This window comes from Aliihoeflea aestuarii (genome assembly GCF_024105665.1).
Classification (GTDB): domain Bacteria; phylum Pseudomonadota; class Alphaproteobacteria; order Rhizobiales; family Rhizobiaceae; genus Aliihoeflea; species Aliihoeflea aestuarii.
The window spans coordinates 498,103-523,645 of sequence record NZ_JAAAMK010000001.1; the positions used below are offsets into that span (position 1 = coordinate 498,103).

Consider the following 25,543-nt stretch of genomic DNA (forward strand, 5'->3'; position numbering starts at 1 on the left):
GCCTGGTCGCATTGCTTCCGGATAGACTTTTATACTCGATATTCCCCAAGGTCATTTACGCTGTCCGATCAAAGCGTTTTCGCCCGCTTCCCATTGGTGAAACCCTCTTTTATGGTACGCGCCAATCGTGGGAGGCGGAAAACCGTCACTGCGGGGACGCTCAAAACAAAAGCTGGGAGCAATCATGCGTAAACTTCTACTCACCGCCAGCATGCTGGCCATTGCGGCAAGCGCGCTGCCCGCGTCTGCCGAAACCCTTCGCTGGGCGCGTGGGGCCGATGCCCTGACCCTCGATCCGCATTCGCAGAACGAAGGCACGACCCATACTTTCGCCCACCACATCTACGAAACGCTCGTCGATCGCGACACAGAAGGCACGCTGACCCCGCGCCTGGCGACCGAATGGGCGCTCAAGGATGGCGACGACACGACCTGGGTATTCACCCTGCGTGAAGGCGTCACGTTCCATGACGGCGCCGAATTCACCGCCGAGGACGTCGTCTTCTCGCTCGACCGCGCCCGCTCCGAGCGCTCCAACATGCGCCAGCTTCACGCCGACGTGGAAAGCGTGACGGCCGTCGACGACTACACCGTCGAAGTGAAGATGAACGGACCGAGCCCGCTCTATCCGAACAATCTGACCAACACGTTCATGATGGACAAGACCTGGTCCGAAGAGAACGACGTCGTCGAGGTCCAGGACTATGCCGGCGGCGAAGACAACTACGCCGTTCGCAACACCAACGGCACCGGCCCCTACAAGCTCGTTTCGCGCGAAGTGGGCGTGCGCTCGGTTCTCGAAGTGAACGCGGACCACTGGGGCGATGCCCCGGCAGTCACCGAGATCATCTACACGCCGATCGCCGATCCGGCGACGCGCATCGCCGCGCTGCTTTCGGGCGAGGTCGACTTCGTGCAGGACGTTCCGGTGCAGGACATCGGCCGCCTTTCGGAGACCGACGGCATTTCGGTCACGAACGGCCCCGAGAACCGCATCATCTATTTCGGTTACAAGATGAGTGAGGAGCCGCTGACGAGCTCGGACGTGACGGACGTCAACCCGATCTCCAACCCGCTGGTTCGCGAAGCCATGGCGCTGGCCGTCGATCGCGATGCGATCAAGGAAGTCGTCATGCGCGGCAATTCGCTGCCGGCCGGCGTCGCCATGCCGCCCTTCGTCAACGGCTGGACCGAAGAGCTCGACGCTTACCCGGCCCCGGACATCGAGCGCGCTCGCGAACTGATGGCCGAAGCCGGATACGAAAACGGCTTCACCATCACGCTCGACACGCCGAACAACCGCTATGTCAACGACGAGGCGATCAGCCAGGCCGTCGTCGGCATGCTCGGCCAGATCGGCATCCGTGCGACGCTCGCATCCCGCCCGGTCGCCCAGCACTCCCCGCTGATCACCAGCGGCGAGACCGAATTCTACCTGCTCGGCTGGGGCGTTCCGACCTTCGATTCGGCTTATATCTTCAACGATCTGATCCACACGAAGGAAGGCAATTACGGCGCCTACAACCCGAGCGGCTACTCGAACACCGAACTGGACGAGAAGATCCAGTCGCTCGGCACGCAGACCGATCTGGAAGCCCGTGACGCCACCATCGCGGAAATCTGGGCGCAGGTTCAGGAAGATCGCGTTCTTCTTCCCATCCACAACCAGCTTCTTTCCTATGCGATGCAGTCGAAGTTCAATGTCGAGGTGCATCCGGAAAACCAGCCGAGCATGGCGGATGTGACGATTAGCGAGTAATCGACGCAACATTCTTAAAGTGCAGACCGCCGCGCAAGCAATTGCGCGGCGGATTGGCATTATGCGCTTGATTATCGCAAGATGGACAGTCTAAAGGGCCCGCTTTGCGGCATCTCGGAGGCTGGCGTGGTTCTTGCGTCAGTGGCCCGAAGCGCCGCCAACATTCTTACCGACCATCGGCAGGCGTGCATCCAACCATAGGGGGCGGCGCCGACCCGTTCCGGAGAAAAACCATGACAGCCTTTGTCATAAGGCGCCTGCTTCAATCCATCATCGTGATGCTGGCAGTGTCGCTCGTCGCCTTCGTCGTGTTTCGCTATGTCGGCGATCCCATCGAATCCATGGTCGGGCAGGACATGCGCCTGGCCGACCGGGAAGCGATGCGCGATCGCCTCGGCCTCAACGATCCGTTCTACGTCCAGTTCGCCACGTTTGTCGGAAATGCCGTGCAAGGCAATTTCGGCATTTCGTATCGCTTGCAGGAACCCGTCACCCGCCTCATCATGGAGCGGCTGCCAGCGACCATCGAACTGGCCGTGGCCTCCGCACTGATCGCGCTCATTTTCGGCGTCTTCTTCGGCGTCTACACTGCCTTGAAGCCGAAATCCCCGATCACTGCGACCGTCATGACATTGTCGCTTGCAGGCGTGTCGCTGCCGACCTTTTTGATCGGCATTGGCCTCATCTACATCTTCGCGGTGGAACTCGGCTGGTTGCCCTCCTTCGGGCGCGGCACGACGGTCATGGTCGGAGGCTGGCGAACCGGGCTTTTGACCGAATCCGGCCTGCGCTCGCTCATTCTTCCCGCGATCACGCTGTCGCTCTTCCAGTTGACGCTCATCATGCGCCTCGTGCGCGCGGAGATGCTGGAGGTGCTGAGGGCCGACTATATCCGCTTCGCGCGGGCGCGCGGCCTGACCGACAGGGCCATCAATTTCGGCCATGCTCTGAAGAACACGCTCGTTCCGGTCATCACGATCACCGGCCTTCAGCTCGGCTCGGTCATCGCGTTCGCGATCGTGACGGAAACGGTGTTCCAGTGGCCTGGCGTCGGCTCGCTCTTCATCCAGTCCGTGCAGGTCGTCGACGTGCCGGTGATGGCCGCCTATCTGATGTTCATCGCCTTCGTGTTCGTCGTCATCAACCTCATCGTCGATATCCTCTACTACACGGTCGACCCGCGCCTGCGCGTGGGCACCGGGAAACGGTGATCTCATGGCCAACACCCAACCAGATCTGAAACTGGCTGCCGCTTCGGAGGGCGTCGTCCTGCCGCCCAAGCCGCCCGGCCGGCTGTACCGCATGTGGGACAGCGACATCTTCTATTCCTGGCGTCGCTCGCCGGTGACGATCATCGCTTCGATCGTCGTCCTGGTGATCGTCGGCGCGGCGATTCTCGCGCCATGGATCGCGCCCTATAATCCGTTCAACCCGGCCTCGCTGAACCTGATGGACGGCTTCACGCCGCCCTTTTCGGAATCGCGCATGGGCAATTACTATCTGCTCGGCACCGACAATCAGGGGCGCGACGTCTTTTCGACCATCCTCTACGGCTCGCGCGTCTCGCTGTTCGTCGGCTTTTCGGCAACCGTCTTCGCGATGGTGATCGGCATTTCGCTCGGCCTCGTCGCGGGCTATCAGGGCGGCACGGCCGACGCCGTCATCATGCGCGTCGCCGACGTCCAGCTTTCCTTCCCGGCGATCCTGATCGCGCTTTTGATCTTCGGCATCGCGCGCGGCGTCATTCCGCCCTCGCAACAGGAAGGCATGGCCGTTTACGTGCTGATCATCGCCATCGGCCTTGCGAACTGGGCACAGTTCGCCCGTACGGTGCGCGGCGCGACGATGGTGGAGCGGCAGAAGGACTACGTTTCGGCCGCGCGCATCATGGGCGTGCATCCGATCGTGATTCTGGCGCGCCACGTTCTGCCCAACGTGACGGGACCGGTACTGGTCATCGCCACGATCGGGCTGGCGCTTGCGATCATCGAGGAGGCGACCTTGTCGTTCCTCGGCGTCGGCGTGCCGCCGACCCAGCCGTCGCTCGGAACGCTGATCCGCATCGGCCAGCAATATCTGTTCTCGGGCGAATGGTGGATCCTTCTGTTCCCCGCCGTCACGCTCGTTTTGCTCGCGCTGTCGGTCAACCTTCTGGGCGACTGGCTGCGCGACGCGCTCAACCCAAGGCTGAGGTAAGCGCATGGAACCCGTTCTTTCCGTCAAGAATCTCTCCGTCCAGTTTCCCACGCGCCGTGGGACACTGACGGCGGTCGACAACATTTCCTTCGACATCGCACCGGGCGAAGTTCTGGGCGTCGTGGGTGAATCCGGCGCCGGCAAATCGATGACCGGCTCCGCCATCATCGGCCTGATCGAACCGCCCGGACGCATCTCGTCCGGTGAAATCCTGCTCAAGGGCGAACGGATCGACAATCTGTCGACCGACAATTTGCGGCGCTATCGCGGCAAGCGCATCGGCATGGTCTTTCAGGACCCGCTGACTTCGCTCAACCCGCTCTATACGATCGCCGAACAGCTCGTCGAGACGATCCGCACGCATATGCCGTTGTCTCAGGCCGATGCGCGCAAACGTGCGATCAAGCTTCTCGACGATGTCGGCATTCCGGCGGCCGACCGGCGCATCGACGACTATCCGCACCAGTTCTCCGGCGGCATGCGCCAGCGCGTCGTCATCGCGCTTGCACTGTGCGCGGACCCGGACCTCGTCATCGCCGACGAGCCGACCACCGCGCTCGACGTGTCGGTGCAGGCGCAGATCATCGACGTGATGAAGAACATGTGCGCCGAATATGGCGCGGCGATCATGCTGATCACCCACGACATGGGCGTCATCGCCGAGACGGCCGACCGCGTTGCGGTCATGTATGCCGGGCGCATCGCCGAGATCGGACCGGTGCGCGACGTCATCCTCGACGCCAAGCACCCCTACACCGCCGGCCTGATGGGCTCGATCCCGACGCTGGCGACCAATTCGGACCGCCTGACGCAGATCCCCGGATCGATGCCGCGCCTTTCGGCGATTCCGCAGGGCTGCGCCTTCAACCCGCGCTGCCCGCATGTCTTCGACCGCTGCCGCGTCGAGCGCCCCGACCCGATCGCCTCGGGCACGCGCCGCGTCGCCTGCTGGCTGCATGCGCCCGAGGAGCAAGCCGCATGACCGAGACACCTCTGGTTGAAGTCAACAATCTGTCGCGACGCTTCGACGTGTCGAAGCCGTGGCTCAACCGTGTCATCGAGCGATCGGAAAAGGCTTATGTGCGGGCCGTCGACGACGTCACCTTCCGCATCGAGAAGGGCGAGACGCTGGCGCTGGTCGGCGAATCCGGTTCGGGCAAGTCGACCATCGCGCGGCTGATCGTCGGGCTGCTCGACCCGAGCGACGGCGATATCCATTTCGACGGAAAATCTCTCAAGAAGGGCCTCAAAGGCGGCGAAGCGCGCCGCCTGCGTCGCCGCTTCCAGATGATCTTCCAGGATCCGTTCGCGAGCCTCAATCCGCGCTGGCGCGTGACCGACATCATCGGCGAGCCGCTGAAGGTGTTCGAGGGCGGCAAGTCGTCGAAAGAGCGGCGCGCCCGCGTCGGTGAACTGCTTACCCTCGTCGGCCTTTCGCCGGAGGACGGCGTGAAGTTCCCGCACGAATTTTCGGGCGGCCAGCGACAGCGCGTCGCCATCGCGCGTGCGCTTGCGGCACGTCCTGACTTCATCGTCTGCGACGAGCCGACCTCGGCGCTCGACGTATCGGTGCAGGCGCAGATCCTCAACCTGATGAAGGATTTGCAGGACGAATTCGGCCTGACGTTCCTGTTCATCAGCCACGATCTGTCGGTCGTGCGGCACATGGCCAACCGGATCGGCGTTCTCTATCTCGGCCGTCTCGCCGAAGTCGCGGATTCCAAGACGCTTTTCGCCAGGCCGCGCCATCCCTATACGCGCATGCTGCTCGACGCGGTGCCCGATCTCGAAATGACCGGTCGCAAGCGCAAGAAGGTGGAAGGGGAAATCCCGAACCCGATCAACCCGCCATCCGGCTGCGCCTTTCATCCGCGCTGCCCTTTCGCCAATCAGCGGTGCAAGGCGGAAATTCCGCAACTCCTGTGGAACGGCGAAGGCGAGACGGCATGTCACGGGGTCGAGGAGGGCCGCATCTGACACTATATGTGTCACATGTTTATGCGAGGAGGGTGGCGCGCAGAAGCGCCGCTTTCCAAATATAAGGAGGAAAAACGCGATGCGGAACGGATGGCAAAACGAGATCTTGACCTTCTGGTTCGAGGAACTGACCGCGGAAGAGTGGTTTGCCGGCGGCTCCGAACTCGATGCAAAGATCAAGGACCGCTTCTCCGGCCTCTATGACGAACTCAAGGCGAACCTCGATCCGCGCTCGATCGAGGATGCGCGCACGGCGCTGGCCGCGATCATCGCTCTCGACCAGTTTCCCCGGAACATCTACCGTGGACAGCCGGCCGCCTTCGGCACCGATAATGTCGCGATCGAGATCGCCCGCAATGCCGTCGACAAAGGATTCGATCACGGATTGTCGAAAGACGAGAAGCAGTTTCTCTACATGCCGTTCATGCATTCCGAGATTTCCGCAGATCAGGAGCGCTGCGTCGACCTTTTCCGAGCGCTCGACAATGAAGACGGGCTGAAATACGCGATCGAGCATCGCGATATCGTTCAGCAGTTCGGTCGGTTTCCTCACCGCAACAAGGCGCTGGGTCGTGAAACGAGCGACGCGGAGCATAAATTCATGGAAGGTCACGCCGGTTACGGCCAGTAGACGTGCATTGCGCGCGCCGACGACTTGCACCATGACGAATTGTGGCCATAGATAGGCCCGGCAACAATTTTAAGGGGATGCGGGCGGGCATCCGCAACCTTGTGAGCGGCACGCATGAAGGCCGGCACATAGCGGATCGACCCGTAACCACCCCAAAATCTCAGGAGGACGATTTGGCCAAGGCGAGCGAAAAGACGACAAGCGCGGCGAAGAATGACAAGAAGCCGGCGGCGAAGAAGCCCACCGCCGCGAAGAAAGCCCCTGCCAAGGCCGCGGCGGTCGAGACGCCCAAAGCCGTCACCAAGGCAAAACCTGCCGCCACACCGAAAGCGCCCGCCGCTAAGGCCGCACCCGCCAAGAAGGCTCCGGCCAAGGCAAATGCTGCGAAAGCCACGACCGCCAAGACGACCCAGGCAGCGCCGGCAAGCGCTCCGAAGACACCTCCAGCCAAAGCAAAAGCCGCCCCTGCGAAGACAGCGGCAGCACCTGCCGCAAAGCCGACTGCGAAGAAGACCGTAACGAAAGCCGCCGCCGCGCCCAAGCCCGCCGAAACGATCGCTGCGGCACCGGCTGAGAAAAAGGCCGCGCCGAAAACGCCTGCCGCAAAGGCCAAGGCTCCGGCCAAGCAGAAGGCTGCCGCAGGCGCACCGGTCGCGACCGCGGTTTCGGCCGCACCGACGACCAAGGCGACGAAGGGCGACAAACCGTGGATCGCCAGCTATCCCGAAGGCATTCCCGGTGAGATCGCGCCGCTCGAATATCAGTCGCTCGGCGACCTGATGGTCGAGTCCTGCCGCAAATACGGCAACAAGCCGGCCTTCACCTCGATGGGCAAGTCGCTGACCTTCGCCGACCTCGAGAAGCAGTCGGCAGCGTTCGCCGCCTATCTCCAGTCGAAGGGCCTGTCGAAGGGCGCGCGCGTGGCGATCATGATGCCGAACGTGCTGCAATATCCCATCGCGATGATGGCGGTGCTGCGCGCCGGCTATACGGTCGTCAACGTCAATCCGCTCTATACGCCGCGCGAACTGGAGCATCAGCTCAACGATTCGGGCGCCGAAGCGATCATCATCCTCGAAAACTTCGCCGCCACGCTGCAAGCCGTTATCGGCCGCACCAAGGTCAAGCATGTGGTCGTCGCGTCGATGGGCGATCGGCTCGGCCTCAAGGGCTTCGTCGTCAACCTCGTCGTGCGCCGCGTGAAGAAGATGGTGCCGGCCTGGTCGCTGCCCGGTCACGTCGCGTTCAACGACGCGCTCAAGCAGGGTTCGTCGAAGACCTTCCGCAAGATCGACGTCGGCCAGGACGATATCGCCTTCCTGCAATATACGGGCGGGACGACGGGCGTTTCCAAGGGCGCGACGCTCACGCACAAGAACGTTCTCGCAAACGTCGCTCAAAACGCGCTGTGGGTGGAAGCGGCCTACAAGAAAAAGAAGAAGCCGGCGGATGTCGTCTACATCTGCGCGCTGCCGCTTTATCATATCTACGCGCTGACAGTGAACGCGCTGATGGGCATGCAGCAGGGCGCACAAAACCTGCTCATTCCCAATCCGCGCGACATTCCGGCCTTCGTGAAGGAGCTGCAGAAGACGCCGTTCCATGTCTTCCCCGGCCTCAACACGCTGTTCAATGCGCTCTTGAACAATGCCGATTTCCAGAAGCTCGATTTCAAGCCGCTGGTGCTGACCTTCGGCGGCGGTATGGCGGTGCAACGGCCGGTCGCCGATCGCTGGAAGAAGCTCACCGGCATCACCATCGCGGAAGGCTACGGCCTGTCGGAGACATCGCCGGTGGCGACCGCCAACCGCTTCGACGCGGACGAATTCTCGGGCACGATCGGCCTGCCGATCCCGTCCACCGAAGTCGTCATCCGCGACGAGGAAGGCAAGGACGTGCCGCTCGGCGAAGTCGGCGAGATCTGCATTCGCGGCCCGCAGGTCATGGCCGGATACTGGAACCGCCCCGACGAGACGGCCAAGGTCATGACCGCTGACGGCTTCTTCAAGTCCGGCGACATGGGCTTCATGGACGACAAGGGCTTCGTGAAGATCGTCGACCGCAAGAAGGACATGATCCTCGTCTCCGGCTTCAACGTCTATCCGAACGAGATCGAGGAAATCGTCGCGGAACATCCCGGCGTCCTCGAAGTCGCCGCCGTCGGCGTGCCGGACGAGCATTCAGGCGAAGTGCCGAAGATCTTCGTCGTCAAGAAAGACGAGAAGCTGACGGAAAAGGAAATCATCGATTTCACGCGTGACAAGCTGACCGGCTACAAGCGGCCGAAGCATGTCGAATTCCGCAAGGAACTGCCGAAGACCAATGTCGGCAAGATCCTGCGGCGCGAACTGCGCTGATTGAAGGAAAAGGCCCGCGAGAGCGGGCCTTTTTGCTATGGCATTTGCGTTTGAACGCAGACGCATCGGCGATGCAAGCTCGTCGGTCGAGGCTCCGAATTGACCGTCGAGGCCTGGATTCCTGTGACAAGCACAGGAATGAAGATGGCAGTTTTGTCGAGGCCAACCTTTAATACCTGATGATTGGCATTCAACTTTGATGCCGTCATTCCTGTGCTCGTCACAGGAATCCAGGCCTCACCCGCTCCACCCACAATAGTCCAATAAGAACACTGCTCAGGCCGAACCGTTCAAATATCCCGGCAGGTCGGCAATTGAGCCCAGCACCACATGCGCAAGAGGCTCCAGCGTATCGCGCGTGCCGGTGCCGCTGAGAACCGCGACGCGCAGGCCCGCGCCGGCCGCCCTGCCCGTTTCCATGTCGTGATTGTTGTCGCCGACCATCGCGATTTCCGACGGCTTCAGGCCGGTCATGTCCGCGAAAGCGATGATCACGTCCGGGGCCGGCTTCGGATTGGCAACGGCGTCGTAGCCATAGGCCGCTTCGAAGAGTTGCGACACGCCGAGCGTGGCGAGCGTGCGTTCGGCGCCTTGTGTCGAATCGTTGGTGGCCACGGCCAGTCGCAGGCCACGCCGATGCAGGGCGGTCAGCGCATCCAGAACGCCCGGAAGCGCAACGGCGCGAGCCGCGCCCTCGCTGGCCGTCACCACGTCGAAATGATCGATGCGGTCACGGCGCTGCACGGCGTCGGCATCCGGGTACCACAGGTCGACGATCTGCGCGTTGGTGCCCGCCGCAAAGACCGAATCCGCGCGGAACCGGCCTGCTGCGAAATCATAGCCGGCGCGTTCCAGAAGCGCGTTCGCCAAAGCGCGATCGCCGCCCGCCGCTTCCAGCGCCATTTTATCGCCGATGGCGAACCAGGTGGCATTGAAATCCACCAGCGTGCCGTCCTTGTCGAAGAGAATTGCCTTGATCGTCATTCACGAATCCCCGCGCAGGCGCTGGATCGCTGCGACGAGGCCGGCGGTGGAACTGTCGTGCCCCCCGGCACTTTCCTTGCCTTCCACGACCGGCAGCAAGCCCGTGGCGAGTTCCTTGCCGAGCTCCACGCCCCACTGGTCGAACGCGTTGATACCGAACAGTTGCGCCTCGACGAAGACCCGGTGTTCGTAAAGCGCGATCAGGCGGCCGAGAGTGAACGGATCGAGCTTGGCGTAAAGGATCGTCAGCGACGGACGGTTGCCCTCGAAGACGCGGTGCGGCGCGATCGCCTCCACTTCGCTTGCCGCCATGCCCTTGCCGAGCATCTGCGCGCGGGCTTCTTCCAGCGTCCGGCCCCGCATCAGCGCCTCGGACTGGGCCAGACAATTGGCGAGAAGCAAATCGTGCTGGTGCTTCAGACCGGGCTCATGCCCCGTGGCGGCCACCATGAATTCGACCGGAACGGTATCCGTGCCCTGATGGAGAAGCTGGAAGAAGGCGTGCTGCCCGTTCGTGCCGGGTTCGCCCCACACGACCGGGCCGGTAACCGTTGCGGCGGGCTCGCCCTCGAGGGTCACACCCTTGCCGTTCGATTCCATGTCGAGTTGCTGTAGATAGGCCGGCAACCGGGCAAGCCGCTGATCATAGGGAATGATCGCGCGGGACGGATGGCGGCAGGCGACACGGTGGAACCAGCCGACCAGCCCCAGCATGACGGGCAGGTTCTCAGCCAAGGGCGCCTCAGTGAAATGTCGATCGAGCGCGTGCGCGCCCGCGAGCAACTGGCGGAAATTCTGCAGCCCGACCGCGAGCATGATCGGCAGGCCAATCGCTGACCAGAGCGAATAGCGCCCGCCGACCCAGTCCCAAAAGCCGAAGATGCGGTCTTCGCGAATGCCGAAGGCGGCGACCTTATCGAGCGCCGTCGATACGGCGGCGAAATGATCCGCGACCGCATCCGCCCCGAGCGCTTTGGCGATCCATTCACGCGCCGTTGCGGCGTTCGTCATCGTCTCGATCGTCGTGAAGGTCTTCGACGCGACGATGATGAACGTCGTCTTCGGATCGAGGTTCTTCAGTGTATCGGCTATATGCGCGCCATCGACATTGGAGACGAAATGCAGGCGCGGCCCGTCGTGATAGGGCGCAAGCGCCAGCGTCGCCATGGCGGGACCGAGATCCGAACCGCCGATGCCGATATTGACCACGTCCGTGATCGGCCCGGCACGCAATTCATCGGCAAAGGCCGCCATCGCTTCCAGCACGCGATGCACCTGCGGCACCACATCGACGCCATCGACGGCAAGCGAGGCGTCTTTCGGCAAGCGAAGCGCGGTGTGCAGGACGGCGCGATCTTCGGTCGCGTTGATCTTTTCGCCTGACAGCATGGCATCGCGCCGCGACTCGATCTTTGCCGCGCGTGCCAGATCGACCAACAGATCGACCGCCTCGGCATCGACCGCACATTTGGAATAGTCGAGCAGCAGGTCATCGAGCGTCAGCGAGAACGCTTCGAACCGTTCCGGGTCGGCGGCGAAGGCGGCGCGCATGTCCATGGGGTCACGCTGCCCGACATAGTCAATGATGCGGCTGCGTGCTTCGGCGAAATCGGGGCTGTCCACGGGCGATGACTCCAGCTTCGTATCGGGGCATCGTTAAAGCAGTGCGTGCGGCCTGCCGCAAGCGCTGCACCCCGCCGCGACAGGATCAATCGTTTTCATTCACTGGATTGATCAAAAAATATCATTGGCGCAAAGGATTGGACCAGACTTGAACCTTCTGGCCCACATGCATAGGCTGCTTCGCATGTGAAGGATTTTGCCATGGCTGCTCGTACCGATCCCGCAATCTGGTCCGGACTGTTTCGGATTTCACCCGAATCCGGACAGACGCTGCAAGCGCAGATCCGCCAGGCGATCGTCGCCGCCATTCTCGACCGGCAGATCGCCGCCTCCATGCCGCTGCCCTCCTGTCGCGTCCTTGCCGAAAAGCTCGGCGTGGCGCGCGGAACGGTCGTGCTCGCCTTTCAGCAACTGGTCGACCAGGGCTTCCTCATTGCAAAGGAACGGCGCGGACACTTCGTCAATCCCGACATGCTAACCTTGCCAGCGCGGGCGCCCGGAACCGTTCGCCGCAACGATCCGACGCTCGACTGGAAGAGCCGCCGCAAGGTCGCGGCGTCCGACATGCCTGAACCCTCGAAGCAGGAAAACTGGATTCGCGCGACCTACCCCTTCGTCTACGGCCAGTTCGATCCGGGCCTGTTTCCGACCGCCGAATGGCGCGAATGCAACCGCATGGCGCTCGCCGTGCTCGAAATCCGCAACTGGGCGGCCGACATGGTCGACCGCGACGATCCGCTTCTGATCGAGCAGATCCAGGCGCGGCTTCTGCCGCGTCGTGGCATCTTCGCCAACCCGGATGAAATCATCGTGACGCTTGGCGCGCAACACGCGCTCTACATGCTGGCGACTTTGCTGATGGGGCGCGGCACCAAGGTCGCCATGGAAGATCCCGGTTATCCCGACGCACGCTCCATCTTCCGGCTTTCGGGCGCGGAAGTCCTGCCGGTGCCGGTCGATCGCGACGGCATCGATCCCGACGCAATCCCCGACGATTGCGGGTTCGCGTTCGTGACGCCCAGCCATCAGTGCCCGACGATGGTTTCGCTTTCCGACGAGCGTCGTCACAAGCTCATCGCCGATGCGCAAAAGCACGACCGCATCATCATCGAGGACGGCTATGACAGCCAGCTCGTCGACGACGCGCCGCAACAGGCCCTTCGCGGGCTCGACCGCTCGGGCCGCGTGATCTATGTCGGCTCGATGTCGAAGACGCTCGCGCCGGGTCTGCGGCTCGGCTACATCGTGGCGTCGGCCGAACTGATCGCGGAGCTGCGCGCGCTGCGACGGTTCATGCTGCGCCACCCGCCCGCCAACAACCAGCGCGCCGTGGCGCTCTTCCTGTCGCTCGGCCATCACGAGGCGCTGGTGCGGCGGCTTTCGGCCGCCTTCCAGGAACGCCGCGAGCGGCTGATGCAGGCGGTTACGAGCTACATGCCGGACTGGCGCATGACGGAGACGCCGGGCGGCACGTCGCTCTGGCTGAAGGGACCGCCGGGCGCCAAAAGTCAGGTGCTGGCGGAAAATGCGGCCGCGCGGGGCGTTCTGATCGAACAGGGCGCGCGCTTCTTCGACCGTCCGGAACAGAACGCTCGTTTCATGCGGCTCGGCATTTCCTCGATCGCACTCCAGCACGTCGAACCCGGCATCCGCGAACTCGCCATGGCAGCCGGCCGGCAGGCTGCGGCAGCCTGACCGACATCTCATGGACAATGCGCCGACGCTCGGCTACGCCTGACGATACGGATCAATGGGAGGAACGCGTATGGCCATGATCATCGAGGGCGAGGAAAAGATCGACGCATCCATCGATCGGGTCTGGGCGGCGCTGAACGATCCGGAAATCCTCAAGGCGTGCATTCCCGGTTGTGAGAGCCTCGAAAAGAATTCCGAAACCGAGATGTCGGCCATCGTCTCGCTGAAGATCGGGCCGATCAAGGCGCGGTTCAACGGACAGGTCGAACTTCAAAACCTCAACCCGCCCCACTCCTATACGATACAGGGTGAGGGCAAGGGCGGCATCGCCGGCTTTGCCAAAGGCGGCGCGGACGTGAAACTGGTCGAGGACGAACCGGGAAAGACCACGCTTACCTATGCGGCCAAGGCCGATGTCGGCGGCAAGATGGCGCAGCTTGGCTCGCGGCTCATCACGTCCACCTCGAAGAAGCTGGCGGGCGAGTTCTTTTCGAAGTTCAACGCAACGGTGAGCGGCGCGCAGGCGGAAACATCCGCCTGACGCCTGCTGGCCTAACCCTTGCGTGCGCCCCGGAAATCGGCGGGGCGCTTTTCGAGGAATGCGGCCACGCCTTCCTTGTAATCGTCCGAACGGCCGGCTTCGCGCTGGAAACCACGCTCCGCATCGAGTTGTTCGTCCAGCGAATTGACCGACGCGGCATGGATCGCCTGCTTGGTCAAAGCATAGGCGCGGGTCGGACCGGCGGCGAACTGGCGTACGAGCTTTTCGGCTTCTTCCATCAGCCTGTCGTCATCGACGGCCTTCCAGATCAGCCCCCAGTCGGCAGCGTCCCCGGCCGATAACGGTTCAGCCGTCATCGCGAGCGCCTTGGCCCGCGCCTCGCCCAGATGCCGGGTCAGCCAGTAGGTGCCACCCGCGTCGGGTATGAGCCCGATCTTCGAAAATGCCTGGATGAATTTCGCCGATTTCGCCGCCAGGACGATGTCGCAGGAAAAGGCGATATTCGCGCCCGCGCCGGCCGCGACGCCGTTGACCGCGCAGATGACCGGCTTTTCCATCGCGCGCAGCTTGCGCACCAGCGGGTTGTACCAGGTTTCGAGCGTTGCCCCGAGATCGGGATTGTCGCCGAGCATCTTGGGGTCGCGGTCCGACAGGTCCTGCCCCGCGCAAAAGCCGCGCCCCGCACCCGTCAACAGGATCGCCCCGCATCCGGCATCGTTTTCGCACGCGTCGAGCGCTGCCCGCAGCGCCTCATGTTGAGCGACGTTGAACGAATTCAACCGGTCGGGCCGGTTCAGCGTGATGACGGTATATCCGTCGCGCTTGTCGATCAGGACGACATCTTCCGACATTTCCCCTCCCCTTCCAATCTATTCGAAAACGATCTTCGGCGTTGCAGCTTCGGACGCCGCCGTCTCGGCCTGAAGCCGCTGCCAGACCTTGGCGGCGATGTCGCGATAGATTTTGGACTGCGGCCCTTCCGGGTTCGACACGACGACCGGCGTTCCCGCATCCGACGTCTCGCGCACATCCATCGTCAGCGGCACCGCGCCAAGGAACGGCACGCCGAGGCGCTCGGCTTCGCGCTGGGCGCCGCCGGAGCCGAAAATGTCATATCGCGCGCCCGTGTCCGGCGCGATGAAATAGCTCATGTTCTCGACGATGCCGAGCAACGGCACATCGACCTTCTTGAACATGTTCAGCCCCTTGCGCGCGTCGATCAGCGCCAGGTCCTGAGGCGTGGAAACGATGACGGCGCCGGCGAGCGGCACGCTCTGCGCCATGGTCAATTGCGCGTCGCCGGTGCCGGGCGGCATGTCGACAACGAGCACGTCGAGTTCGCCCCACTGCACCTCGCGCAGCATCTGGGTCAGCGCCGACATCACCATCGGTCCGCGCCAGATCATCGGCGTCTCTTCCTCGACGAGGAAGCCCATCGACATGACCTTGAGGCCGTAATTCTCCATCGGCTTCAAGGTCTTGCCGTCGATCGTCTCCGGTTTGCCGGAGATACCCAGAAGGCGCGGCATGGACGGGCCATAGATGTCGGCGTCGAGCACGCCGACCTTCAATCCCTGAGCGGCAAGGCCGAGCGCCAGATTGACGGCGGTGGTGGACTTGCCGACGCCGCCCTTGCCCGAAGCGACCGCGACGATGGACCTGATGCCGGGAATGCCGCGCCGGCCCGATTGCGCCGAGGGCGGGGCCATCTGCGGGGTGGGACGTGGCGCAGGCTTCAGCGCGGGGCGCGGCGGTGCGGCCTCCATGCCGCCCCCCTTCTTTTCCGCGGTCAGCGCGACGACGGCTCCGGCCACGCCGGGGATTGCCTTGACGACACGTTCGGCCGCAGCGCGCAACGGCTCCAGTTCCTGCGCGCGCGCGGCCGGCACGGTGACCGAAAAGAACACCTTCGAATCGGCGATGAAGATGTCCGAGACGAGCCCGAGCGACACGAGATCACCTTCGAAATCGGGACCTTTGACGCTTCTGAGCGCTTCGAGAACGGTTTCCTGAGTGACGGACATGGAGCACTTTCATCTGGTGAGGCTGACCTCCAGATAAGCCATTCCCCCGCCGCGACCAAGTGAAGAGGGCACGGAAAATTTTGCGCGGCGTGTCGGCGACGAACCCACTTGCGCGTTCTTCGGTCAGCCGGCTGTGTCGGCAATAGGAGATGACCATGAAGAAAATCACGACGTGGCTGTGGTTCGAAACGGAAGCGGAGGGAGCGGCGCGCTTTTATGCGTCGGTATTTCGTAACACACAACTTGGCGACATCGTCCGCGCGCCGGGCGGCGGCGAGCCTCATACACATGAAGGGCAGGTCTTGACGGCGGCAGTGACGATCGAGGGGCATACTTTCGTGTGCCTCAATGGCGGCCCGCATCCCGGTGCCCAGCGGTCGGATAGCGTTTCCTTCCAGATCCAGTGCAGGGATCAGGTGGAAGTCGACGAATACTGGAACAAGCTGACCGTCGATGGCGGGCAGGAGGTTCAGTGCGGCTGGGTGAAGGACAAATATGGATTTTCCTGGCAGATCGTGCCGGAAATCCTGCTGCGCCTCACGGCGGACCCGGATCGGGAAAAGGCCGCGCGGGTGAATGCCGCGATGATGAAGATGATCAAGCTCGACATCGCCGCACTCGAAGCGGCGGCGAAGGGCTAAGCTCTAAACTCCACTTCGATATGTCGATTGGTCCGCACGACGATCCGGCAATCACGCTCGAGTCCGTCGGCCGGAAGAACAAGGCGGCAGCTTTCCGGTAGTTCCGCAGCGTCCCACACATCGAGAGAGGCACCTGTGGCGGATATGATGCGCACAGTGCAAGCGACCGGTTCCGCTCTCTCGGAATGGATCAGCCCCGCTTTCATCACGGAGCGCGTTGACTGAGGCGTTCCGCCTTGCGAGTTGCGAAGCACGCAACGGTTTCGGCCAGCCGCTTTGGCTTCGTAAAGCGCGCTGTCTGCGTTCGCAAGAAGCGAATCCAGCGTTAAACCATCGCCTGTCATGGTCGCCACGCCGAAACTGGCGGCTGGAGAGATCGTGCCGTCGGCAACTTCGATCCTCAAATTTCCAATGGTCTCACGTAGACGTTCAGCCACGGCCATTGCGCCCAGCGCCGTCGTATGCGGCATAACGAGGGCAAATTCCTCACCGCCAATTCGCCCAAACAAATCAGACGGTCGCAACAGCCCATGGCAGGCCGCGGCCGTGCGTTTCAGAACCTCATCGCCAGCGGCGTGGCCATAGGTATCGTTAACCTTTTTGAAGTGGTCGAGGTCGAAGACGATCACGCTGAAGGCATAGCCTCCACGCTGGGCGATCGCCAGCGCCCGTTTGGAATCGTCCTTGAATGCGCGCCTCGACAGTGCCCCGGTCAGCACGTCCTCGCCTGCCATCACCCGCAATTCGAACTCGCCCATCGCGATATCGGCAAGATCGACAAGTATGTCGCGCTCGCGCGCGGTGAAGCTGCGCGGTTCATATGACAGCGCGCAAAGGGTACCTATGTTGTGTCCGTCGCGCGTACGAAGCGGCACGCCGGCATAGGCTCGCACGAAAGGCTGCCCCACAACATAGGCGTTGTCCGAAAACCACGGATCGGTCGCTGCGTCCGTAACGAAGAGTGGTTCGACACGCTTGATCGTAATGTTGCAGAATGTCTCTCTGCGCTCGAATTCCTGAGCTTGATCGAGTCCCTGGCAAGCCTTATTCCATTGCCTGTGCCCATCGATAAGCGAGACAAGCGCGACCGGCATATCCATTATCCGGCGAACAAGGCGTGTTATACGCGCAAACGCCTCTTCATGTGGCGTATCGATGACGTCGAGCCGGTGGAGTGCTGCCAGTCTTTCATCCTCCTGAAGGGCCAGTGCAAAAGAGGCGGGAGGCACGGTGATGGAATGGGGCGTCGTCATGATAGGGTCCTGCGCAGCAAGCTAGTCCGAAATAGGTAGCCCTGACTTTAACCCGCACAATCCCGATATCAAAGTTCCGGGCGATGCCCGCACATATTTTCCGGCAAGACAAGGCCATGATCGACAAGCTCGAATTCTTCATCGCACTTGCCAAGGCGCAACATTTCGGGCGGGCGGCCGACGAGCTCGGCATCACGCAGCCGACGCTTTCGGCCGCGATCAAGCAGATGGAAGATCAACTCGGCGTCATGCTTGTCAAGCGCGGCTCACGTTTTCAGGGATTGACTGCCGAGGGCGAGCAGGTGCTGATCTGGGCACGGCGCATCACCGGTGATGCACGCACGATGCGCGAAGAAATGCGCGCGGCGCGGCACGGGCTTTCGGGACGCATCCGCATCGCCGCCATCCCCACCGCACTTGCGATGATCCCGCGCCTGACGACGCCGTTTCGCGAGAGGCATCCGGGCGTCACCTTTTCGGTTCTGTCGCGTACATCGATCGAGGTCCTGTCGCTGCTCGGCAATTTCGACATCGATGTCGGCATCACCTATCTCGACAACGAGCCGCTCGGCCGCGTCGTTTCGGTGCCGCTTTATTCGGAGCGCTACCAACTCATCACCGCCGCCGGTACGGAGTTTTCCGACCGCAAATCCGTGACCTGGGCGGAGGTCTCCAACGTGCCGCTCTGCCTGTTGACGCCCGACATGCAGAACCGGCGCATCATCGACCAGCATCTCGCGGAAGCCGGCAGCACCGCTCGGCCGACGCTGGAATCGAACTCGATGATCGTTCTGTTTTCGCATATCCGAACCGGCAAATGGGCGTCGATCATGCCGCTCAACCTTGCCGAGACATTCGGTTTCGCAGAGCCGATCCGCGCCATCCCCATCGTAGAGCCGGACGCCAGCCATCTGGTCGGCCTCGTGGCCGCCGAACGCGAGCCGCATACGCCGCTCGTCGCGGCGCTTCTGGAAGAGGCGATGACGCTGGCAGGCGATTTCGACGCCGCAGCCCTCGCCTAAGCTTCATTGATCGTCATCGATAGAGATCTTCTATCGTACGACGATTTCGCTTTATTGATTCCGCCGCATTTCTGCGGCTTCATAGGAATTGTATATTTATGGTCAGGGAGGGCGCTGCATGACGATGCAGCAGGCAGGTACCCAGATCGCAGCGCGAACCGCTGCCATCATCGACGAGTTCAAGGAACTCGAAGGGCCGCTATTGCCCATTCTTCATGGCGTGCAGGACGAATTCGGCCATGTGCCGCAGGACGCGCTTCCGGTGATCGCCGAAGCGCTCAATCTCTCCCGCGCAGAAGTCCATGGCGTCGTCACCTTCTATCACGACTACCGCCGTGAACCGGCTGGACGGCACGTCGTCAAGCTGTGCCGCGCGGAGGCGTGCCAGTCGATGGGCGGCGACGCGCTGGCGGCGAAGCTCAAGCAATTGCTCGGCATCGGTTTCCACGAGACATCGGCCGACGGCGCGGTGACGCTGGAACCTGTCTACTGCCTCGGCCTTTGCGCCTGCGCGCCCGCCGCGATGGTCGATGGCGAGGTGATCGGCCGGCTCGATGCGGACCGTCTCGAGGAAATCGTCTCGCAGGTGAGCGCATGACCACCACGCTCTACATCCCGAAGGATTCCGGCGCGCTGGCGGTCGGCGCGGAGAAGGTCGTCAAAGCCCTTCAGGCGCAGATCGACGCGCGCGGGGTCGACGCGAAGATTGTGCGCACAGGATCGCGCGGGCTCTACTGGCTGGAGCCGATGGTCGAGGTGGCGACCGATGACGGTCGCATCGCCTATGGTCCGGTCAAGCCATCCGAAATCGGCGCGCTTCTCGATGCCGGGCTGCTCGATGGCGGTGCACACGAAAAGCGTCTGGGACGGCCCGAGGAGATTCCGTTTCTGGCTCGCCAGACGCGCCTGACCTTCGCGCGCTGCGGCATCACCGATCCGCTTTCGCTGGACGATTACCGCGCCCATGGCGGGCTGGCGGGGCTTGAGAAAGCCGTCGCGCTCGCACCGCTCGATATCGTCAAGGTCGTGACGGAATCCGGGCTGCGCGGACGCGGCGGTGCGGGGTTCCCGACCGGCATCAAGTGGCAGACCGTTCATGATGCCAAGGCCGCCAACAAATATATCGTGTGCAATGCCGACGAAGGCGACAGCGCGACCTTCGCCGACCGGATGATCATGGAGGGCGACCCGTTCGTCCTGATCGAGGGCATGGCGATCGCCGGCATCGCGACGGGTGCGACCAAGGGCTATATCTATATCCGCTCCGAATATCCGCACGCGATACAGGCGATGCGCGCGGCGATCGAGATCGCGCGGGAAGCGGGCGTCCTCGGCTGGAACGTGCTCGGCTCGCAGCATCTCTTCGAAATCGAGGTCCGCGTCGGTGCGGGCGCCTATGTGTGCGGCGAGGAAACCTCGCTTTTGAACTCGCTCGAAGGCAAGCGCGGTGTGGTGCGCGCCAAGCCGCCTTTGCCTGCCCTTCAAGGGCTGTTCGGCAAGCCGACCGTCGTCAACAACGTCATCTCGCTTGCCTCCGTGCCGGTCATTCTCGACAAGGGCGCGGAGCACTACAAGAATTTCGGCCTCGGTCGCTCGCGCGGCACGATCCCGATCCAGATCGCCGGGAACGTGAAGCATGGCGGCCTCTTCGAAGCCGCGTTCGGCATGTCGCTCGGCGAAATCATCGACGAGATCGGCGGCGGAACGGCGACGGGGCGGCCGGTGAAGGCCGTGCAGGTCGGCGGACCGCTCGGCGCATATTTTCCGCGCGCGCTGTTCGACACGCCATTCGACTACGAAGCGTTCGCGGCCAAGGACGGATTGATCGGCCATGCCGGCATCACCGTGTTCGACGACAGCGCCGACATGCTCAGCCAGGCGCGGTTCGCGATGGAGTTCTGCGCCATCGAGAGCTGCGGCAAGTGCACGCCCTGCCGCATCGGCTCGACGCGCGGCGTCGAAACGCTCGACAAGATCGGAGCCGGCATCGAACCGGAGAAGAATCGTGCGCTCGTCGCCGATCTTTGCAACACGATGAAGTTCGGATCGCTCTGCGCGCTCGGCGGCTTCACGCCCTATCCGGTGATGAGCGCGATGACGCATTTCCCGGAGGATTTCACGCCGCGCGAAATGAGGGAGGCCGCCGAATGAGCGAGAAAGTCAAAGGCCCGGCCTCCTACTTTCCTTCGATCGAAAAGAATTATGGCCAGCCTATCGACCATTGGAAGACGCTTGTTCGCGACAAGGCCGGCGCGAAGCACATGGACATCGTGAACTGGCTGAAGAGCGAGCATGGTCTCGGTCACGGCCATGCCAATGCACTCGTCGCGCACACGCTTGCCGAGAACAAGGACCGCTAGGAGCATTCCCATGGGTCTCATCACCGAAATCGACTACGGCACGCCGGCCTCGAAGGCCGAAAAGCAGATCACGCTCACCGTCGACGGTCGCACCGTGACCGTGCCGGAAGGCACATCGGTCATGCGCGCCTCGATGGAGGCCGGCATCGCGATCCCGAAACTGTGCGCGACCGACATGGTCGATGCCTTCGGCTCGTGCCGCCTCTGCCTCGTCGAGATCGAAGGCCGCAACGGCACGCCGTCGTCCTGCACGACGCCGGTCGTGCCCGGCATGGTCGTCCACACGCAGACCGGCCGGTTGAAGGACATCCGCCGCGGCGTGATGGAGCTTTATATCTCCGACCATCCGCTCGACTGCCTGACCTGTGCGGCGAATGGCGATTGCGAATTGCAGGACATGGCGGGCGCGGTCGGCCTGCGCGACGTGCGCTACGGCTATGAGGGCGACAACCACGTTTTCCGCAAGCATGACGATGCGGCGAACTTCCGCTTCATGCCGAAGGACGAGTCGAATCCCTATTTCACCTATGATCCCTCGAAATGCATCGTGTGCTCGCGCTGCGTGCGTGCCTGCGAGGAAGTGCAGGGCACCTTCGCGCTGACGATCGAAGGGCGCGGTTTCGACAGCCGCGTTTCACCCGGAATGCATGAGAGCTTTCTGGCATCCGAATGCGTGTCCTGCGGGGCCTGCGTGCAGGCTTGCCCGACTGCGACGCTGACGGAAAAGTCGGTCATCGAGATCGGCCAGCCCGAACATTCGGTCGTGACGACCTGCGCCTATTGCGGCGTCGGCTGTTCGTTCAAGGCGGAGATGCGCGGCGAGGAACTGGTGCGCATGGTGCCGTGGAAGGACGGCAAGGCCAATCGCGGCCATTCCTGCGTCAAAGGCCGCTTCGCCTATGGCTACTCCACCCACAAGGACCGCATCACCAGCCCGATGATCCGCGAGAAGATCACCGACCCGTGGCGCGAGGTGTCCTGGGAGGAAGCCTTCGCCCATGTCACAGCAGAGTTCCGCCGCATCCAGTATCAATACGGTCGCACCTCCATCGGCGGCATCACCTCGTCGCGCTGCACCAACGAGGAAACCTATCTCGTCCAGAAGCTGATCCGGCAGGGTTTCGGCAATAACAATGTCGACACCTGCGCGCGCGTCTGCCACTCACCGACCGGCTACGGCCTCGGCCAGACCTACGGCACCTCGGCCGGCACGCAGGATTTCGATTCCGTCGAAGACACCGACGTCATCATGGTGATCGGCGCGAACCCGTCCGCCGCGCACCCCGTTTTCGCCTCGCGCATGAAAAAACGCATTCGTCAGGGCGCGAAGCTGATCGTTCTCGATCCGCGCGAAACCGAGACGGTCCATTCCGTCCATGCAAAGGCCGACGTGCATCTGCCTTTGCTGCCCGGCACCAACGTCGCGGTCGTCACGTCCCTTGCGCATGTCATCGTCACAGAAGGTCTCTTCGACGAGGCGTTCATCCGCGAACGCTGCGACTGGTCGGAGTTCGAGGACTGGGCGTCGTTCGTCGCCGAGGAGCGGCATTCGCCCGAAGAGGTCGAGAAGTTGTCGGGCGTGCCGGCCGAACGCATCCGCGAAGCGGCGCGCCTCTACGCCACAGGCGGAAACGGGGCGATCTATTACGGGCTCGGCGTCACCGAGCATTCCCAAGGGTCGACGACCGTCATGGCGATCGCGAACCTTGCCATGGCGACCGGCAATATCGGACGGCGCGGCGTCGGCGTGAACCCGCTACGCGGCCAGAACAACGTGCAGGGCGCATGCGATATGGGCTCGTTCCCGCATGAACTGCCCGGCTACCGCCATATCTCGGGCGATGCGGTGCGTGATATCTACGAAAGCCTTTGGGGCACAAAGCTCGACAATGAACCGGGCCTGCGCATCCCCAACATGCTCGACGCCGCCGTCGACGGCACGTTCAAGGGCATCTACATCCAGGGCGAGGACATCCTTCAGTCGGACCCCGACACCAAGCACGTTTCGGCTGGCCTCGAGGCGATGGAATGCGTGGTCGTCCACGACCTCTTCCTCAACGAGACGGCGCGTTACGCGCATGTCTTCCTGCCGGGTTCGACCTTCCTCGAAAAAGACGGCACCTTCACCAATGCGGAACGCCGCATCAACCGCGTGCGCCGCGTGATGACGCCGAAGAACGGTCTGGCCGACTGGGAAGTGACGCAGAAGCTCGCACAGACGATGGGGCTGGCCTGGGCCTATGCGCATCCGTCGGAAATCATGGACGAGATCGCCAAGACGACGCCTTCCTTCGCCAAGGTTTCTTACGACTATCTGGATCAGATGGGCTCCGTGCAGTGGCCCTGCAACGAGAAGGCGCCGGAAGGCACGCCGATCATGCATGTCGACGGTTTCGTACGCGGCAAGGGCAAGTTCATCCGCACCGAATATGTCGCAACCGACGAGAAGACGGGTCCGCGCTTCCCGCTGCTTTTGACCACCGGCCGCATCCTCAGCCAATACAATGTCGGCGCGCAGACGCGGCGCACCGAAAATATCGTGTGGCATGACGAGGATATTCTGGAAATCCATCCGCACGACGCCGAACAACGCGGCGTGCGCGAAGGTGACTGGGTGCGGCTGGCCTCGCGATCGGGCGAGACGACCTTGCGCGCGACGATCACCGAAAAAGTCGCGCCGGGCGTCGTCTACACGACCTTCCACCACCCTGAGACGCAGGCGAACGTCATCACCACGGACTTCTCCGACTGGGCGACCAACTGCCCCGAATACAAGGTGACGGCGGTGCAGGTGAACCCGTCCAACGGGCCGAGCGGCTGGCAGGAGGAATACGAAGATTTGTCGCGCCGCTCGCGCCAGATCGAGCGCCCGCTGGAAGCGGCGGAGTAGGATCGAGATGCCGAGTTTCGTCGCGCCCCCTTGTGTCCTGCCGGACATCTCCCCCGCAAGGAGGGAGCTCACGCGCGTCGACCTCGGCGGTTGGCTGATCTCCCCCCGTGCGGGGGGTCCGAAGGACGGGCCGAGACCCGTGGCTCGGGCCAGGGCAGCCGGCCGGACAGAGGGGGGCGACGTCGAGCGCCGACATTCCACAGGTCGGTTGGCATGACCCGCCCCGCCCTCACCGCCCGAACCCGCGTCGCGCATCGCGCCACCGGCACGACGACCGCCGACCGCACCGTGCCGGAGGAGACGCCGGTGGCGCTCTCCTATGGCGGCACGACGCATGCAGTGATGATGGCCTCGCCGGCCGATCTCGACGATTTCGCTTTGGGTTTCTCGATCACGGAAGGGATCATCGATACGGCCGACGAAGTCGAAACGATAGACATCGTGGACGCCGGCGCGGGCATCGATATCCAGATTCGATTGAAAGATCAGGCGAACCGGAAATTCGAAGCACGTCGCCGCCGACTTGCCGGACCCGTCGGATGCGGGCTGTGCGGCATCGAATCCATCGATGAGGCGATGCGCTCTGTCGATGCAGTCGGTAAGACTGGACTTACTCTCTCAGCAGCACACATCATCCGGGCCGTCGAGCAGCTTTCCGCGCATCAGACTTTTCACCGCCAGACCGGCGCGGTCCATGCTGCGGGCTTTTTCGACCCCTTGGAGGGTGTAATCGCGGCGCGCGAGGATGTCGGCCGTCACAACGCGCTCGACAAACTTGCCGGCGCGCTTGCAAAGTCCGGGAGCGACGGGGCGAGCGGTGCAGTCGTCGTCACCAGCCGCGTTTCGGTCGAGATGGTGCAGAAGACGGCTGCGATCGGCGCATCCTTCATCATCGCCGTGTCCGCCCCGACGGCGCTCGCCATCCGCACGGCCGAGGAAGCGGGCATGACGCTCGTCGCGCTCGTTCGCGGGGCCGAGTTCGACGTCTTCACCCACCCAGAACGCGTGATTTTCGAAGGCAGCCGCCATGTCGCATAATCCGGCCGACCGTGACGCCAAGCTGATCCGCATGGCGAACCAGATCGCGACCTTCTTCGAATCGAAGCCGCACGATCTGGGCGTCGCGGGCGTCGCGGAGCACATCAACAAATTCTGGGAACCGCGCATGCGCGGTCAGTTCTTCCAGATTTTCGATGCCGGCGGCGAGGGTCTGAGGCCACTTGTCATCGAAGCCGCAGCGACGATCCGCCGACCGGGCGAACCCGTGACGGCGCAGCAGGCCGTTCAGGCCAATGCCGGCGTTCCGGGCGACAAGGGCGAAGAAGCGGGCGAAACCAAGTCGCGCATCGCGGCCTCGCAAGGCTAATTGCGACGGACCGGAACGTAGACCGGTTGGTAGATGACGGCCGGGCGCGATGCCCAGCGATCGAATTCGGCCCGGTTCGCACGGGCATCCGCACGGCGGTCGAGATCGATGCGTTGCAGACATGCGGCGAAGGCATCCGTGCCGGGGCGGAAACCGTAGGACCGGCAAGTGTCTTCATCGATCGCGCGACGCTCTTCTTGTGTCAATGTCGTGCAGGCCGAAAGACCCAGCGCAAGACACGCAAGAACCAAAACCCGCATTCG

23 protein-coding genes are annotated in these 25,543 nt (G+C 63.0%); 17 read left to right on the plus strand and 6 right to left on the minus strand.

The genetic code is table 11. The annotated features are described in order from the left end of the window. Positions 1-184: 184 nt before the first annotated feature. The 7 genes from GTW25_RS02460 (at position 185) to GTW25_RS02490 (ending at position 8,920) form a co-directional block, all read left to right on the plus strand. Positions 185-1,759 carry an ABC transporter substrate-binding protein gene (locus GTW25_RS02460; protein WP_252910386.1) on the plus strand — a complete coding sequence of 525 codons (1,575 nt, stop codon included), beginning with the start codon at positions 185-187 and terminating at the stop codon, positions 1,757-1,759. A 233-nt stretch (positions 1,760-1,992) separates the two neighbouring features. Next, positions 1,993-2,970 carry an ABC transporter permease gene (locus tag GTW25_RS02465; protein ID WP_252910387.1) on the plus strand — a complete coding sequence of 326 codons (978 nt, stop codon included), beginning with the start codon at positions 1,993-1,995 and terminating at the stop codon, positions 2,968-2,970. Between the two features lie 91 nt (positions 2,971-3,061). Continuing rightward, positions 3,062-3,955 (plus strand): ABC transporter permease, encoded by an 894-nt coding sequence (locus GTW25_RS02470; RefSeq protein ID WP_252910690.1) that lies wholly within the window; start codon positions 3,062-3,064, stop codon positions 3,953-3,955. Between the two features lie 4 nt (positions 3,956-3,959). Continuing rightward, positions 3,960-4,937 carry an ABC transporter ATP-binding protein gene (locus GTW25_RS02475; RefSeq protein ID WP_252910388.1) on the plus strand — a complete coding sequence of 326 codons (978 nt, stop codon included), beginning with the start codon at positions 3,960-3,962 and terminating at the stop codon, positions 4,935-4,937. Further along, entirely contained in the window at positions 4,934-5,932 is a 999-nt protein-coding gene (locus GTW25_RS02480) for an ABC transporter ATP-binding protein (RefSeq protein ID WP_252910389.1), read from the plus strand. Before GTW25_RS02475 ends, GTW25_RS02480 begins: the two co-directional genes overlap by 4 nt. 79 nt (positions 5,933-6,011) lie before the next feature. Then, positions 6,012-6,563 carry a DUF924 family protein gene (locus GTW25_RS02485; RefSeq protein WP_252910390.1) on the plus strand — a complete coding sequence of 184 codons (552 nt, stop codon included), beginning with the start codon at positions 6,012-6,014 and terminating at the stop codon, positions 6,561-6,563. A 173-nt stretch (positions 6,564-6,736) separates the two neighbouring features. Continuing rightward, positions 6,737-8,920 (plus strand): long-chain-fatty-acid--CoA ligase, encoded by a 2,184-nt coding sequence (locus GTW25_RS02490; RefSeq protein ID WP_252910391.1) that lies wholly within the window; start codon positions 6,737-6,739, stop codon positions 8,918-8,920. Between the two features lie 276 nt (positions 8,921-9,196). Here the strand turns inward: GTW25_RS02490 and GTW25_RS02495 are convergent, their stop codons facing one another. Then, the gene (locus GTW25_RS02495) at positions 9,197-9,904 is read right to left on the minus strand and encodes an HAD family hydrolase (protein WP_252910392.1); all 708 of its coding nucleotides are present in this window, start codon (positions 9,902-9,904) and stop codon (positions 9,197-9,199) included. Then, positions 9,905-11,491 (minus strand): glucose-6-phosphate isomerase, encoded by a 1,587-nt coding sequence (gene pgi / locus GTW25_RS02500; RefSeq protein ID WP_308206224.1) that lies wholly within the window; start codon positions 11,489-11,491, stop codon positions 9,905-9,907. Positions 11,492-11,728: 237 nt separating this feature from the next. Between pgi and pdxR the strand changes: the two genes are divergently transcribed. Both pdxR and GTW25_RS02510 read left to right on the plus strand, forming a co-directional pair. Then, positions 11,729-13,222: a MocR-like pyridoxine biosynthesis transcription factor PdxR gene (gene pdxR / locus GTW25_RS02505; RefSeq protein WP_252910393.1), complete on the plus strand. Its 1,494-nt coding sequence runs from the start codon at positions 11,729-11,731 to the stop codon at positions 13,220-13,222. A gap of 70 nt (positions 13,223-13,292) precedes the next feature. Beyond that, positions 13,293-13,763 (plus strand): SRPBCC family protein, encoded by a 471-nt coding sequence (locus tag GTW25_RS02510; RefSeq protein WP_252910394.1) that lies wholly within the window; start codon positions 13,293-13,295, stop codon positions 13,761-13,763. 11 nt (positions 13,764-13,774) lie between these two features. On the opposite strand, the gene paaG is transcribed toward GTW25_RS02510, so the two are convergent. Then, positions 13,775-14,575 carry a 2-(1,2-epoxy-1,2-dihydrophenyl)acetyl-CoA isomerase PaaG gene (gene paaG, locus GTW25_RS02515; protein WP_252910395.1) on the minus strand — a complete coding sequence of 267 codons (801 nt, stop codon included), beginning with the start codon at positions 14,573-14,575 and terminating at the stop codon, positions 13,775-13,777. Positions 14,576-14,593: 18 nt separating this feature from the next. Beyond that, complete coding sequence (locus GTW25_RS02520; protein ID WP_252910396.1) at positions 14,594-15,748, minus strand: Mrp/NBP35 family ATP-binding protein; 1,155 nt, start codon at positions 15,746-15,748, stop codon at positions 14,594-14,596. A 155-nt stretch (positions 15,749-15,903) separates the two neighbouring features. On the opposite strand from GTW25_RS02520, the gene GTW25_RS02525 reads away from it, so the two are divergent. Then, positions 15,904-16,389 (plus strand): VOC family protein, encoded by a 486-nt coding sequence (locus tag GTW25_RS02525; protein WP_252910397.1) that lies wholly within the window; start codon positions 15,904-15,906, stop codon positions 16,387-16,389. On the opposite strand, the gene GTW25_RS02530 is transcribed toward GTW25_RS02525, so the two are convergent. Beyond that, positions 16,386-17,642, minus strand: coding sequence for a sensor domain-containing diguanylate cyclase (locus GTW25_RS02530; RefSeq protein WP_252910398.1), 1,257 nt, complete (start codon positions 17,640-17,642; stop codon positions 16,386-16,388). The genes GTW25_RS02525 and GTW25_RS02530 overlap by 4 nt on opposite strands. 116 nt (positions 17,643-17,758) lie before the next feature. On the opposite strand from GTW25_RS02530, the gene GTW25_RS02535 reads away from it, so the two are divergent. The 7 genes from GTW25_RS02535 (at position 17,759) to GTW25_RS02565 (ending at position 25,280) form a co-directional block, all read left to right on the plus strand. Further along, complete coding sequence (locus tag GTW25_RS02535) at positions 17,759-18,664, plus strand: LysR family transcriptional regulator (protein WP_252910399.1); 906 nt, start codon at positions 17,759-17,761, stop codon at positions 18,662-18,664. Positions 18,665-18,782: 118 nt separating this feature from the next. Then, the gene (locus tag GTW25_RS02540; RefSeq protein ID WP_252910400.1) at positions 18,783-19,262 is read left to right on the plus strand and encodes a formate dehydrogenase subunit gamma; all 480 of its coding nucleotides are present in this window, start codon (positions 18,783-18,785) and stop codon (positions 19,260-19,262) included. Further along, the gene (locus tag GTW25_RS02545; RefSeq protein ID WP_252910401.1) at positions 19,259-20,815 is read left to right on the plus strand and encodes a formate dehydrogenase beta subunit; all 1,557 of its coding nucleotides are present in this window, start codon (positions 19,259-19,261) and stop codon (positions 20,813-20,815) included. Before GTW25_RS02540 ends, GTW25_RS02545 begins: the two co-directional genes overlap by 4 nt. Beyond that, on the plus strand, positions 20,812-21,024 hold the full coding sequence (locus GTW25_RS02550) for a DUF4287 domain-containing protein (RefSeq protein ID WP_252910402.1): 213 nt from the start codon (positions 20,812-20,814) through the stop codon (positions 21,022-21,024). The genes GTW25_RS02545 and GTW25_RS02550 overlap by 4 nt, the downstream gene beginning before the upstream one ends. 10 nt (positions 21,025-21,034) lie before the next feature. Further along, entirely contained in the window at positions 21,035-23,914 is a 2,880-nt protein-coding gene (fdhF, locus tag GTW25_RS02555; protein ID WP_252910403.1) for a formate dehydrogenase subunit alpha, read from the plus strand. A gap of 213 nt (positions 23,915-24,127) precedes the next feature. Continuing rightward, on the plus strand, positions 24,128-24,952 hold the full coding sequence (fdhD, locus tag GTW25_RS02560; protein ID WP_252910404.1) for a formate dehydrogenase accessory sulfurtransferase FdhD: 825 nt from the start codon (positions 24,128-24,130) through the stop codon (positions 24,950-24,952). Further along, positions 24,942-25,280 carry a formate dehydrogenase subunit delta gene (locus tag GTW25_RS02565; RefSeq protein ID WP_252910405.1) on the plus strand — a complete coding sequence of 113 codons (339 nt, stop codon included), beginning with the start codon at positions 24,942-24,944 and terminating at the stop codon, positions 25,278-25,280. The genes fdhD and GTW25_RS02565 overlap by 11 nt, the downstream gene beginning before the upstream one ends. Here the strand turns inward: GTW25_RS02565 and GTW25_RS02570 are convergent. Then, complete coding sequence (locus GTW25_RS02570; RefSeq protein ID WP_372493035.1) at positions 25,277-25,540, minus strand: hypothetical protein; 264 nt, start codon at positions 25,538-25,540, stop codon at positions 25,277-25,279. The two genes, GTW25_RS02565 and GTW25_RS02570, sit on opposite strands and share 4 nt — an antisense overlap. Between the last annotated feature and the right edge of the window lie 3 nt (positions 25,541-25,543).